General features: G+C 39.3%; 17 protein-coding genes. 13 read left to right on the top strand and 4 right to left on the bottom strand.

Going from position 1 to position 12,266, the window contains the following annotated elements; all coding sequences use genetic code 11:
* Positions 1-44: 44 nt before the first annotated feature.
* The gene (locus tag PGH07_RS00085) at positions 45-320 is read right to left on the bottom strand and encodes a DUF4389 domain-containing protein (protein WP_289411852.1); all 276 of its coding nucleotides are present in this window, start codon (positions 318-320) and stop codon (positions 45-47) included.
* A 224-nt stretch (positions 321-544) separates the two neighbouring features.
* Between PGH07_RS00085 and PGH07_RS00080 the strand changes: the two genes are divergently transcribed.
* Entirely contained in the window at positions 545-793 is a 249-nt protein-coding gene (locus PGH07_RS00080; protein ID WP_289411851.1) for a hypothetical protein, read from the top strand.
* A gap of 44 nt (positions 794-837) precedes the next feature.
* Positions 838-1,923, top strand: a complete 1,086-nt coding sequence (locus PGH07_RS00075) for a PQQ-dependent sugar dehydrogenase (RefSeq protein WP_289411850.1) — start codon at positions 838-840, stop codon at positions 1,921-1,923.
* 18 nt (positions 1,924-1,941) lie between these two features.
* On the opposite strand, the gene PGH07_RS00070 is transcribed toward PGH07_RS00075, so the two are convergent.
* Positions 1,942-2,808 (bottom strand): TIGR01777 family oxidoreductase, encoded by an 867-nt coding sequence (locus PGH07_RS00070; protein WP_289411849.1) that lies wholly within the window; start codon positions 2,806-2,808, stop codon positions 1,942-1,944.
* A 286-nt stretch (positions 2,809-3,094) separates the two neighbouring features.
* Here PGH07_RS00070 and PGH07_RS00065 point away from each other — a divergent pair, with 286 nt between their 5' ends.
* The 7 genes from PGH07_RS00065 to PGH07_RS00035 all read left to right on the top strand — a co-directional run bounded on the left by PGH07_RS00065 (position 3,095) and on the right by PGH07_RS00035 (position 7,235).
* Entirely contained in the window at positions 3,095-3,823 is a 729-nt protein-coding gene (locus tag PGH07_RS00065; protein ID WP_289411848.1) for a hypothetical protein, read from the top strand.
* A 94-nt stretch (positions 3,824-3,917) separates the two neighbouring features.
* Positions 3,918-4,310 (top strand): NifB/NifX family molybdenum-iron cluster-binding protein, encoded by a 393-nt coding sequence (locus PGH07_RS00060; RefSeq protein ID WP_289411847.1) that lies wholly within the window; start codon positions 3,918-3,920, stop codon positions 4,308-4,310.
* Positions 4,311-4,407: 97 nt separating this feature from the next.
* Positions 4,408-4,749, top strand: coding sequence for a hypothetical protein (locus PGH07_RS00055; RefSeq protein ID WP_289411846.1), 342 nt, complete (start codon positions 4,408-4,410; stop codon positions 4,747-4,749).
* A gap of 92 nt (positions 4,750-4,841) precedes the next feature.
* The gene (locus PGH07_RS00050) at positions 4,842-5,462 is read left to right on the top strand and encodes a DUF2238 domain-containing protein (RefSeq protein ID WP_289411845.1); all 621 of its coding nucleotides are present in this window, start codon (positions 4,842-4,844) and stop codon (positions 5,460-5,462) included.
* A gap of 15 nt (positions 5,463-5,477) precedes the next feature.
* Positions 5,478-5,819 (top strand): zinc ribbon domain-containing protein YjdM, encoded by a 342-nt coding sequence (locus tag PGH07_RS00045; protein ID WP_289411844.1) that lies wholly within the window; start codon positions 5,478-5,480, stop codon positions 5,817-5,819.
* The gene (locus PGH07_RS00040; RefSeq protein ID WP_289411843.1) at positions 5,819-6,586 is read left to right on the top strand and encodes a TIGR01458 family HAD-type hydrolase; all 768 of its coding nucleotides are present in this window, start codon (positions 5,819-5,821) and stop codon (positions 6,584-6,586) included. The genes PGH07_RS00045 and PGH07_RS00040 overlap by 1 nt, the downstream gene beginning before the upstream one ends.
* A 4-nt stretch (positions 6,587-6,590) precedes the next feature.
* Complete coding sequence (locus PGH07_RS00035) at positions 6,591-7,235, top strand: HAD family hydrolase (protein WP_289411842.1); 645 nt, start codon at positions 6,591-6,593, stop codon at positions 7,233-7,235.
* Between the two features lie 11 nt (positions 7,236-7,246).
* On the opposite strand, the gene PGH07_RS00030 is transcribed toward PGH07_RS00035, so the two are convergent.
* A complete protein-coding gene (locus PGH07_RS00030) occupies positions 7,247-7,693 on the bottom strand; it encodes a cupin domain-containing protein (RefSeq protein ID WP_289411841.1) in 447 nt (148 codons plus the stop codon).
* Between the two features lie 146 nt (positions 7,694-7,839).
* Here PGH07_RS00030 and PGH07_RS00025 point away from each other — a divergent pair, with 146 nt between their 5' ends.
* The 3 genes from PGH07_RS00025 to murU all read left to right on the top strand — a co-directional run bounded on the left by PGH07_RS00025 (position 7,840) and on the right by murU (position 10,676).
* Positions 7,840-8,913: an anhydro-N-acetylmuramic acid kinase gene (locus PGH07_RS00025; RefSeq protein ID WP_289411840.1), complete on the top strand. Its 1,074-nt coding sequence runs from the start codon at positions 7,840-7,842 to the stop codon at positions 8,911-8,913.
* A gap of 99 nt (positions 8,914-9,012) precedes the next feature.
* Positions 9,013-9,948 carry an aminoglycoside phosphotransferase family protein gene (locus PGH07_RS00020; RefSeq protein WP_289411839.1) on the top strand — a complete coding sequence of 312 codons (936 nt, stop codon included), beginning with the start codon at positions 9,013-9,015 and terminating at the stop codon, positions 9,946-9,948.
* Positions 9,949-10,007: 59 nt separating this feature from the next.
* Positions 10,008-10,676, top strand: coding sequence for an N-acetylmuramate alpha-1-phosphate uridylyltransferase MurU (gene murU / locus PGH07_RS00015; RefSeq protein WP_289411838.1), 669 nt, complete (start codon positions 10,008-10,010; stop codon positions 10,674-10,676).
* Positions 10,677-10,696: 20 nt separating this feature from the next.
* Here murU and PGH07_RS00010 read toward each other — a convergent pair whose 3' ends face one another.
* Entirely contained in the window at positions 10,697-11,935 is a 1,239-nt protein-coding gene (locus tag PGH07_RS00010) for a BaiN/RdsA family NAD(P)/FAD-dependent oxidoreductase (protein WP_289411837.1), read from the bottom strand.
* Positions 11,936-12,063: 128 nt separating this feature from the next.
* Between PGH07_RS00010 and PGH07_RS00005 the strand changes: the two genes are divergently transcribed.
* Positions 12,064-12,266 (top strand): hypothetical protein (locus PGH07_RS00005; RefSeq protein WP_289411836.1); only part of this gene is annotated, 203 nt, incomplete at its 3' end.

The raw sequence follows: 12,266 nt of genomic DNA, 5'->3' as shown, positions 1-12,266 counted from the left end.
GGACAGGATCACAGATCTAAGCGAAATTTGCCTTCTCAAAACACTTATAGGTTTTGGTGAGGCCAGTCACCCATAGGCCAGGGCTTCTCATCACTATTAAAAGAGATATAGGCGATCAATTCTTTGGCATACTCTGATAATGAAGCGGAGAAAGAGAGTAGTTTATCATTGAGACTGTTACCGATCCAGCTGTAGAGGAACTGTGCTATTACAACTACACATACTATCCCCCACACAATATTTGCAATCACCACATAAAAGATCGTATAAAGTAACCTTTCACCACTTGCTTTTTTAGCATTATTTTTCGCTTCTTCCATGTTAACTCCTTTTTTTAAATTATAACACTTTTGCATCACTAAATGATAACTTGGTCTATAAAAATTTCCAATGTAATAATGCTGACAGTACCAAAACTTATAGCCACAATATCGATAATTCAAATCAGTCTTTAATTCTTAATTTCTCTTCACTTCATAAAAACACTATAATAAAAGTATGACTTTAGTCCATTCATATACAATAGAGTAAAGGAGAAATGATTGTGTCTGATTTGAAGATTAGAATTTATAAACATCATTCATCTGATCCGGCAACTACCGTAACAATTCCGGGAAGTGTATTGAAAACAGCTTCTAAGCTTATTCCGCAACATGCAATGAATGCTCTACATGAGAAGGGTATCGATCTTGATGAAATCATCAAACTTTCCGATAATCCTGATGCAAAAGGTACTATCATCGAAATGGAAGAACATGATAAAGATGAAAATATCATTATGGAATTAGAGTAGTATAAATAGTAACATAAACACCATATTCCATTGAAGGGAATCATATGAAAGTATACTTTTTTTGGGTCATTCTGTTTGTCTCATTCCTTACTGCTGATACAGAGTACAAGCTTGAAAAACTGGCAAGTGGCCATGGCGTGATATGGGGAATGGTCTTTATCGACGATGGAAAACTTCTTTTCACTCAGAGAGAAGGAAAGGCAGGTATACTATCAGTTGATACTCGAAAGACCAAGATGCTCAAAGGCCTTCCTAAGATCAGGGCAAAAGGCCAGGGTGGGTTACTCGATGTGACTCTCTCACCAAACTTTATAAATGACGGATGGATATATTTTACCTATGTTAAAGAGGTAGGTTCAGAAGGTGCTACGACACTCGCACGAGCAAAGCTGGATCATGATCGTTTGGAAAAGTGGCAAGATATTATCGTCACAAAATCTACATCATCACAAAACATACATTTTGGTAGTAGGATAGCATTTGATAAGAGAGGACATCTCTTCTTGACCATAGGTGATAGAGGAATAAGAGACAATGCACAGAACTTGAGAAACCATGCAGGCACTATTCTGAGACTAAATCTTGACGGCTCAGTGCCTAAAGACAATCCTTTTGTAAGCAACCCCACTGCTCAGGATGAGATATACTCTTACGGACACAGAAATCCACAAGGTATCTACTATGACAACGTTACCAACAGGCTATGGGCTATTGAACATGGTCCACGGGGTGGAGATGAGATCAATCTGATAAAAAAGGGGCACAATTACGGCTGGCCGGTTATCTCATATGGTACAGAGTACTGGAACCCTTTACTGCCGGTAGGAGAAGGGACACATAAAAAAGGGATGATGCAACCCCAAAAAGTCTATATTCCATCTATCGCTCCAAGTTCCTTGATGATATATAATGGTAATCTCTTTCCACGATGGAAAGACAAGCTATTTACTGGTGCATTAGTACAAAAACATATCAACATCATTGGTATTGATAATAATGGTAATCTTGCAAGTGAGGAGAGAATAGTTGAGAATCTAGGAGAAAGGATAAGGTGTATTACTCAAGATAAAAAGGGTTATATTTATTTTTCCACAGACAGCGGAGATATATTTAAACTTTCACCTGCATGATGGTTTACGTTCATGTTTTTATTTTGGCTTATCCAACACCTCTCGCAACGCCTCTTCAATAGTTGGATATTTAAATGTAAAATGATTCTCCAACAGCCGTTCAGGAATAACTCTTTGACCTTCAGTCAGTACGGTTGCACCTTCAGAGAAAAGAACTCTCAATACGAATTTAGGCAACGGTATTACAGTTGGTCTATGCAGGACTTTACCCAATGTTTTGGTTAGCTCTTTATTTGTTACAGGATTAGGTGCACATAGATTAAATGTGCCTTTCTGATTCTCGTTATTGATTACAAAAAGATAAGCTGCCATAAGATCATCTATATGTACCCAGCTAAAAGGTTCACTACCATCTCCTATCGTTCCGGCAATTCCCAGTCTAAAAGCCGGTAACATTTTAGAAAGTGCTCCACCGCCTTTACTCAGCACTACACCAAACCGAAAAATAACAACCCTCATTACCTCATTCGCTTCATTCGCTTCTGCTTCCCAATCTTTACAGATTTTAGACAGAAAGTTATCACCATATGTATAGTTTGCCTCACTCATCGGGCCATTAGTTGCATATATACCTATTGCGGATGTAGAGATGAAAAGTTCTGGTTTGTTATTCATCAGTTTCATAGCTTCAACAATTTTTCGTGTAGTAAGTATCCTGCTGTTATATAGAACTTCTTTATAGGACTCACTCCATCTGTGTATAATTGGTGCACCGGCAAGATTAATAACAATGTCTGTTTGCTCTAGTATTTTAGCGATCTCTGTAGTATCTTTATCAATATCCTTTCTACTAACAGGAAGTACTTCATAACCTTTATCCTTGAAAAAAGATTGCATATATGTTCCTATAAATCCACTTGCGCCTGTAATTGCTATTTTCTTCATTTATTTGTCCTACTTTCCAAGATTACATCTATAACTATTTTTCAATATATACATTTTTATTTATCATACAGACAAACTATGTAAAGTATGTGTAAAAATATCGCAATATTTGACTTTAATACACCAATAACTAATCTTGTTTTTGTCCATATCTTTGTATTAAAAATACGTTGAATTTTTGATGCAAAATTATCTTAAAACACTTCAAAAAAATAGATATAATTCCGCTAAAAAAATACTTATCAAAGCAATATAAATTTTAAAAAACATATAAGAGAGATCAATAATGATAAAAACATTTTCAACTGTTTTTCTAATGTCATCATTCATGTTGTTCATGACCGGCTGTGGTTCACAGGAGCCTCAACCAGATACAATGAATAAGACTGCACAAGGATTTCATACTGACAGAACTTATTTTATGGCTACAATTGATTTGTCTTCACCCACTAAAGAGATGCGTAATGCTTATCTAGAAGAGTTCATCCAAAAATCAGATATCCAGTGTAGTCAATATCTGGATAGATCAATCACAAGTACATCGTTTTCACAATCAAATACCGGGTTGTATATAGCACTTTTTGATACTGTCAGCGAGGTCTTTGGTGTGAAACCACTTACCGATACGGCAAAAGAGCTCTATAGAAGAAATGAAGATGTTTCTTACGAAACAAAACTTGCATATAAAAGGGCGCTTTCTCCTGAGATCAAACGCGGTGTTGAGATCGCACGGGAACGTTACGCACGCAAGCTTCTTTCAAACAGATACAGACTAATCGAAAGCTTTACACTTCCTATGCTCGCTAAAGACCTTGAAAAGTATGACAGACTATGTAACTATGATACTGGGCTTGTTGAGATCAATAATATTCTGAAAAATGCAGGAAAACAAAAAAAGGATAAAGTAACACCTTTTTCTCCAACACTCAAAATTGATCCCGAAACGATCAAAGAAAAAGTAGAGACTGTAACAAAAGAAACAGAAGAAAAAGAATCAGAAAGAAACAGCAATTAAGAAATCATTTCAAATTCATAGATCTCTACGCTATAATGACTCAAACATCTCTGTTTAATAGCAGATCATGGTTATTGATTCAAAAGGAGTAATTATGAAAATAGCTGTACCGGTAAAAGATAAAAATTTACAGTTTTTCGGCAATGCAGGACATACACCGTACTTTGCAGTATTTACGCTCAAGGGTAACGGTATGTTCAAGTCATTTGATCTTGAAGAGGTAAGAAAAAATCCAAGAACTGATTTGGATGAGCATGAACATGATGAAGGTCACCAATGTTCGCATGATGAAAATGATGAAGCACATGTAAAAGAACACCTAAAGATGGGAGATATTCTTGATGACTGTGATTACCTGGCAGTAAGACGTGCGTGTAAAAATACGGCAAAAGCTATGGCAGATCATGATATTAAAATCAAAAAGTACAATGGTACGGCGATTGAAGCAAAACAGATTTTACAGGAACTCTCAACAGAATTTGTATAGAGGATAGAAGTTCAAAAATTGTGCAAAAGTGTAATAAATTGATTTATAAATTCAAGGTATAATGTCTCACTTAGAATAATCTTAAAAGGAATTATGAATGCATTTTACATTTGGCGACTATAAGCTAAGAGTACATTCACTCGAAAATAAACTCTCTGTACAAGTTACATCGGATCTTGGTGAAGTACACCTTGTAAGTGACGATCGTCGTACAAGTGACTTTCCAAATGAAGTCTGTTTCGCTATCGAGAACCCAAGTAAACAACCTGAAGCAATGGGCTTGAGAAGATTTGCATTTGGTGAATATACTTTTATTCTTGGTGTCAATTACTCAGGAGAACTTTTCTTGTTCCATAGTGTGAGACTATTCGTTGGAAAAAAAGTCATAGAAGGCAAAGACACATTGACTCTGGCTTTCCTAAAGGATCCTAAAGCTTAATTGCTACTCTTCCCGTTTTACTATCTGCTGAAGCGGGAATCTCTTCTTCATGTTATAATACTTTCGAAAATACCAATCTATAAAGAGCTGTAATGCGACATCTTCCAAAGATACTACTTGTTTTATATATCATCCTCTTCAGTGTACTGGCGATTGAACCCTATGATCGGGCAACCTGGCTTGTAGAAAATATTCCTGTACTTATCGCTGTAAGTATACTGGCTCTTTGGCATAGAAGTTTTGTTTTTTCCAATACAGCTTACATCTTGATGTGGGCATTTCTCTCTTATCACACTTTAGGCGGGCACTGGAGCTTTGAAAGGGTACCCTTTGACTACGGTAACCAACTGATCTCATCATTCGGGCTTGATTTTATCTTTCCTGAGGGACGTAACAACTTTGATAGGGTGGGTCACTTTTTTGTAGGGGTATTTGCTTATCCGATCGTAGAGTTTTTAGTAAGAAGCTCTTTGGTAAACAACCGTTTTGTAGCATTATTGTTTGCGATATTTGCGATAGGGTTCTGGGCTGCGAGCTATGAAATCATAGAAATGTACTATGCCGTCATAGAGGGAGGTACCTCAGGATCACTCTTTTTAGGCTCGCAGGGAGATGTATGGGATGCCCAAAAAGATATGCTCTTGGATATGTGCGGCGCGATACTTTTTGGCTTTTTGGCTATAATCACGATCCCAAAAGACCATAAGAACTGAACGAAAGGAATAATCATGGAACAACTACCAAACTGTCCAATGTGTGGAAGCCAATATACGTATGAGGATGGAGAGCTTTACATTTGCCCTGAATGTGCACACGAATGGAGCAAAAATGAAGCAGCTGGAGAGGAAGGATTAATCGTTAAAGATGCCAATGGCAACATTCTTCAGGATGGCGATACTGTTACTGTCATAAAAGACCTTAAGGTCAAAGGAAGCAGCGATGGGATCAAAGTAGGGACTAAGATCAAGGGTATCCGCCTTGTTGAGGGGAATGATGGACACAATATTGACTGTAAAGTTCCTGGTGTCGGAGCAATCAAACTTAAACAAGAGTTTGTGAAAAAGGCATAATGCTACTCAAAGATATCAAGGGCATCATGACCGATATCGGGGGTGTACTCTATGTAGGCAGCGAGCCGATACAAGGTGCACCCAAAGCGTTGAACACTCTTCGTTCACGCTATCCTTTAAGACTAATCAGCAATACCACGCGATCTACTCCGTTTCAAATTGTTAAACATCTTCAAAAACTAGGCTTTACGATCGATGAAAGTGAGATGTATACTGCTCTTGCTGCAACGAGAGACTATGTACGTGCAAAAAAATACAAAGCCTATACACTCCTCACTGATGAAGCCAATGTCTATTTTGCAGAGTTACGTAGTAATGATCAGGTAGACTGTGTAGTGGTTGCCGATGCCCATAAAAATTTTCATTTTGATACGATGAACCAGGCATTTAGACATATTGAAGAGGGAGCTGAACTGATCGGTGCTGCCAAAAGCCGTTATTTTAAAGATAGTGACGGCAAACTTACAATGGGTACGGGAAGCTGGATCGCTGCACTTGAATTTGCCAGCGGGAAAGAAGCAACCATTATCGGTAAACCAAGTGCATCATTTTTTCACCTTGTAGCTGAATCATTGGGAATGAACCCCAGTGAAATACTCATGGTAGGTGATGACATCATCTCGGATATCGGTGGTGCTCAGAAAGCCGGTTTTAAAACAGCTCTGGTTAAAACAGGAAAGTTTAAAGAGAGTGATCTTCACAGTGATATAAAACCTGATATTATCTGTGATAGTTTTACTGATCTTGTAGAGCAATTATTGGACTGATCGTATGAAAAAGTATCTTCTATTTGATAATGACGGTGTACTGGTAGAGACTGAACAATGGTACTTTAGAGCCAATTACGAGATACTCAAGGCTTTGAATATCACACTGGAAGAAGAACGCTACAAAGAGATTATGATCAATGGACAAAGTGCCCTGTTGTTGGCTGAAGAGCAGGGCTATACTAAAGAGAGGGTAGAGAATGAGCGTGCTAAACGTAATGAACTTTACCAGCATTACCTGCGTACGGAAGATATCGCTATACCCAGTGTTCATGATGTTCTGTCCATTTTAAAAGAGAAATACCGCATGGGTATCATTACCTCTGCACGTCGAGAAGATTTTGAATTGATTCATGAAGGAAGAGGCATTGTGGATCATATGGAGTTCGTACTTTGCAGTGGAGAGTATGTACGAAGTAAGCCTCATCCAGACCCGTATCTAAAAGGGCTTTCTCTTTTTGACGGGGAAAAACAGGAAGCACTTGTAATCGAAGACTCTGAGCGAGGACTGCGTTCAGCGGTCAATGCGGGGATAGAGTGTGCGATTGTTGATAATCACTTTACGACTGACCATGACTTCAGCAGTGCCACGTACCGTATTCAAAACCTAGAGGAACTTATCACATTACTAGAGGGATATGCACACTAATAGACTCATTTTTAAGGTGTTTCTTTAACTACTTCAAACGCATCGATAGGTTCTTCAAATGCGATAAATATGACACAGGGTTCATCTCCTTTTTCACAGTAAGCAGTATGCGGTAATTTGGAAGGGCCATAGGCATACATTCCTTTTGTGAGTACTTCACTCTCCTGGTTATCGTAAGTTACCGTCAATTTGCCTGAAACCAGTATCATACGTTCTGCTGAAGTATGCCAATGATGCGGGATCGGATAATCTGCCGGAACTTTAAAAAAGATGTCAAGATTCTCTTTGGCAGGATCACCGTGTAATACGGCTATCTGACATCCTTCACCGATAAAAGTAGGACATGGTCCCCATTTTAAATCATCATTATAAGAAATGGCAAGGGCAGATTCATCCGTAGCTCCCGCACTTACCAGCACGAGTGCAGAAGTTATTAAATTCAAAAATGTTTTTCTCAACGTAATATCACTCCTTACAGGGATTGTACTCTCATCTTTATATCTATACTAATTATCTGTGTAGATAGTGTGTAACTGTCAAGTTATTTGCAAAGGTTACATCCCTTTACGTTATAATAATCAACTTCAATATACAAGTATTGCCAATGAAAAAAGAACACTATATCGGTATCATGTCAGGAACCTCGATGGACGGCATTGACGTGGTACTTTGCCAAATCAATAAGCATGAATGTCATTTGATCCATGCTACAGAATATCCTTTCCCTGCTATCCTAAAAGATGAACTCCTTCAAACGATCAACGGCAATACCACATTGGCTCAAATAGGAAAACTGCATATCCAGCTGTCGGAACTCTTTGCTGATGCGGTCAATTCTCTACTAAGCACTTATCAGATTGACCCAAAAACAGTGATAGCCATCGGCTCACATGGCCAGACACTTTGGCATGAACCTAATGCTGAGTATCCTTTCAGTATACAGCTTGGGGATCCCAGTACACTTACAACCCGTACACGTATCCCCGTAGTAGCAGACTTCAGAGCCAAAGACATCGCTTTAGGCGGGCAGGGGGCACCTCTAGCACCTTCGTTTCACCAATTTTTGTTTCAAGAGCTCAGTGAAAGTATTGCAGTAGTCAATATCGGAGGCATGGCCAATATCACAATACCGGATAAACAACTGATAGGGTATGATACAGGACCTGGTAATGTACTGATGGACCTTTGGTGTCATAAGCATACAGGGAAAACCTATGACAAAGACGGGTTATGGGCGAGAGAAGGAGAGGTAAATTTCTCCCTACTTGAAAAAATGCTCGAAGATAGTTACTTTCACCAACCCCATCCCAAAAGTACAGGTAGAGAAAAATTCAATGAAGCATGGATCAACCACTTTATAGAAAAAAAGACACTCAAAAGTGAAGATGTACAACGTACACTTCTTGAACTTACTGCATTTACGATCTGTAATGAACTGCTAAAATTTCAAAGAGATATAGCAGTTCTTAGTGGAGGCGGAGCAAAGAACAGCTTTCTTTTGGAGCGGATCAAGGCAGTGATGCCCAATATCACTGTCATCATTGCAGAGAATGCAGATATGTTAGAAGCAATGATGATGGCTTGGCTTGCTTACAAACGTATCCATAATGAACATATCAATCTCAAAGATGTTACCGGGGCAAAAGAAAATGGAATCCTTGGCGGAGTCTATAGATGATTATCATCTCTATGCTTGACAGGGGTATCAAAACGTGGCATACTGCCCCAATCATAGCACCCCGCTATCTTGGGAATACATATAAAGGGAATAATTAGAATGGAAAAAATAGAAGCATGGTTAGAAGATATCTACTGTGAGGGAAAACTTGAACCTGCATCTAGTGATGCAAGCTTCCGAAAATACTACCGTTTAAACGATGGGATTCAAAGCAGTATTATTATGGACGCATCACTTCAAAAAGAGTCTCTTGAACCCTTTATAGATATTGCTTTTCGTCTGAGAGACGTGAAGGTCACTGTTCCCAAAATACTTGTACAAAACAGAGAAGAAGGCTTTCTGATGCTTGAGGATATGGGAAGTACTCATCTGCTTGAAACCATCGATGAAACTAACTTCATACATTTTTATGATAAAGCAATTGATACGATCGTCAGAATGCAAGGTGCCCAGACAGAAGGGCTACCAGAATATGATGCGGCTTTCCTGCGTGCGGAAATGAACTTGATGCGAGAATGGTATCTCGAGAAATATTTAGGTAAAACCTTAAATGAAGAAGAGCAGGAAATCCTTAATAAGATATTAAATAATATTACAAATGGTGTCTTGTCTCAACCTCAGGGCTATTTCGTACATAGAGACTTTCATTCACGCAATATCATGCTTAGTCCGCATGATGAGATCATCGTAATTGATTTTCAGGATGCAAGGATAGGTGCAGTAACTTACGATCTAGTCTCACTACTTCGTGACTGCTATGTTTTCTTTGATCCTCAAACGATAGAACAATTAGCACTTAGTTTCCGTGATAAACGGGGATTGAATGTCGATGATGAAACTTTCATGCGATGGTTTGATCTCATGGGATTACAACGACATATCAAGGTTTTAGGTATTTTCAGCCGTCTCTATCTTCGTGACGGGAAAGAAGGATATCTCAAAGATATACCTCTGACATTGAAATATGTACTTGATATTGCAAGTAAATATGGTGAGACAAAAGGGCTTGTAGATATACTCTCTGTTAATTCATAACATAATGTACCGGTAATGATAAAAAACGAATTAGAGACTATTATAGGAGTGAGAAATATATGAAGGCAATGATCCTTGCAGCAGGGTTAGGTACCCGAATGCGTCCACTTACGGATAAAACCCCCAAACCACTGCTTGAAGTGGGTGGTATACCTCTTATCGTATGGCATATCGAACGTCTGGTACATGAAGGCATCACTGATATCGTTATCAATATCGCTCACTTAGGTTACATGATCCCTGAAGCATTGGGTGATGGAAGCGAGTGGGGAGCCAATATCACTTACTCTGATGAACAGGATGAAGGACCTCTTGAAAGTGCAGGGGGTATCATCAAGGCGTTGCCACTTCTTGGTGATGAACCTTTTTTGGTAGTCAATGGAGATATCTGGTGTGATTACGAGTTTGACCATATTATCAGTTTAGCTGAGAATACACTGGCCCATCTCATCCTTGTACCCAATCCGGAACACAACCCAGAAGGAGACTTTGCACTTAACGGGATGAAAGTGGTAGATGCAAAACAGTATACATTTTCAGGAATAGGGTACTATTCTCCCAAACTATTTGAAGGGCTTCCTTACGGTAAAACAGCACTTGCTCCGATATTGAGGAAAGCAATGAAAGAAGGTAAAGTTACGGGAGAGCTCTATGAAGGAGAGTGGCTGGACATCGGTACACCTGAACGTCTTGAACTTTTGAATGCCGAGCTTTTCAGTAGAAGCTGAGAAAGCGATGATCCGAACTTTTATCCTAATAACTTCCCTGCCAAATAACCACTCGAAAATGACCATTGGAGATTATATCCTCCGCATGGACCATCCAAGTTCATGACTTCACCGCAGAAGTAAAGTCCATGTAGTTTACGGCTCTGCATTGTATATGGGTCGATCTCTTTGAGACTCACACCCCCGCGCGTGATCATCGCCATCTTAAAACCGTCATGGCCTGTTACAGTAAGTGGTGTCCAGGCCATGAATTTAAAGAGTTTATCTCTTGCTGTTCCTTGCTGTTTGGAAAGAGCAATATCTGAAATGATACCAGCCATTTTACATAGTTCCTGACTTACAGACTCAGGAAGAAGTGTTTTAACAAGATCCAATGTATTTTGATGAGGATTTTTCTCAAGCTCTTTTTTAAAATGCTCTCGTATCTGCTCTTCATTCATCCCTTTAGTAAGGTTCATCAAAAGCGGTACTTCCTCAAACTTTTGTAAAAGAGGAGTGATCTCACGTGAGAAGTCCAGCACTACCGGACCTCTTATACCGTTCTTCGTAAAAATCAGGTCACCCATGGCTTTAAGTTTTTTATACTTTTTCATATCTACATGCATATGTACTTTAGCGATGGTATCCGCTCTACAGTTAGTAACCCATGTCTCTTTGGTTTTTAGCGGCATCATCGCCGGGAAAAGCTCTGTTACGCTATGTCCGATAGACTCGGCTAGCACATAACCGTCACCCTCAGCACCCAGCATAGGATATCCCATACCACCTGTCGCTACGATCACATGTGTGGCAAAATATATTGAATCATCTGTATGAACCCCGGTTACCTTCTCTCCATCGTGCTCAAGTGTCTCAACCTTTTGTGAACACTTCACTTCTACGCCGACTTTCTCCATTTCATTTTTTAGTGCATTGATAATGGTCGTAGAACTGTGGGTAACAGGGAAGACTCTAAAGCCATCAGGTGCATGGCTCTCTACGCCTATCTCTTTAAAAAAATCAATTAAAGCGTAGTGATCAAAGTGCTCTAAAGCCGGTATCATGAAACGTCCATCCCGACCAAAACGGTGCATAAAGGTTTCATTATCCAATGTATTGGTCAGGTTGCAGCGTCCACCGCCTGTTGCCTTAAGTTTTGCACCAATCTGAGAAAGCTTCTCTAAGAGCAAGACCTTTTTCCCATCACGTGCAGCGGTAATCGCAGCGATCATACCTGCTGCACCAGAACCGATAACGATAAGATCGTAAGTGTTTGGCACGATGCAGATCCTTTTAAAAAGTATTACCGGAATGATACCGAAAAGTTATAAATGGGACTCTTTAGCAGACTGACCTTTAAGTGATAAGCAACTATAATTATTTTAATAACATAAAAAAGGAGCATACAATGAAAAAGTTTATCATGATCACGTCACTTTTAGTGTCCAGCAGTTTTAGTGCTGACCTCTCTCAGGTCTCAACAGAAGAACTCGCTCAGGAAATGCAAAAGCGCATGCAGACAATGACACCTCAAGAACGACAACAGTATAAAGGGTCTGGAATGATGGGAAAGGGACAGATGAGACCCAATAGAATGATGCAGATGCCTCA

The sequence above is a fragment of the Sulfurovum zhangzhouensis genome (assembly GCF_030347965.1).
Lineage (GTDB): Bacteria > Campylobacterota > Campylobacteria > Campylobacterales > Sulfurovaceae > Sulfurovum > Sulfurovum zhangzhouensis.
This window is presented reverse-complemented; position numbering and strand designations above follow the sequence as displayed.

Coding starts and splice junctions, on each gene's coding strand:
- murU (WP_289411838.1), top strand. CDS start 10,008: ATGAAGGCAATGATCCTTGCAGCAGGGTTAGGTACCCGAATGCGTCCA.
- PGH07_RS00065 (WP_289411848.1), top strand. CDS start 3,095: ATGATAAAAACATTTTCAACTGTTTTTCTAATGTCATCATTCATGTTG.
- PGH07_RS00075 (WP_289411850.1), top strand. CDS start 838: ATGAAAGTATACTTTTTTTGGGTCATTCTGTTTGTCTCATTCCTTACT.
- PGH07_RS00050 (WP_289411845.1), top strand. CDS start 4,842: ATGCGACATCTTCCAAAGATACTACTTGTTTTATATATCATCCTCTTC.
- PGH07_RS00045 (WP_289411844.1), top strand. CDS start 5,478: ATGGAACAACTACCAAACTGTCCAATGTGTGGAAGCCAATATACGTAT.
- PGH07_RS00035 (WP_289411842.1), top strand. CDS start 6,591: ATGAAAAAGTATCTTCTATTTGATAATGACGGTGTACTGGTAGAGACT.
- PGH07_RS00020 (WP_289411839.1), top strand. CDS start 9,013: ATGGAAAAAATAGAAGCATGGTTAGAAGATATCTACTGTGAGGGAAAA.
- PGH07_RS00070 (WP_289411849.1), bottom strand. CDS start 2,808: ATGAAGAAAATAGCAATTACAGGCGCAAGTGGATTTATAGGAACATAT.
- PGH07_RS00085 (WP_289411852.1), bottom strand. CDS start 320: ATGGAAGAAGCGAAAAATAATGCTAAAAAAGCAAGTGGTGAAAGGTTA.
- PGH07_RS00040 (WP_289411843.1), top strand. CDS start 5,819: ATGCTACTCAAAGATATCAAGGGCATCATGACCGATATCGGGGGTGTA.
- PGH07_RS00060 (WP_289411847.1), top strand. CDS start 3,918: ATGAAAATAGCTGTACCGGTAAAAGATAAAAATTTACAGTTTTTCGGC.
- PGH07_RS00025 (WP_289411840.1), top strand. CDS start 7,840: ATGAAAAAAGAACACTATATCGGTATCATGTCAGGAACCTCGATGGAC.
- PGH07_RS00055 (WP_289411846.1), top strand. CDS start 4,408: ATGCATTTTACATTTGGCGACTATAAGCTAAGAGTACATTCACTCGAA.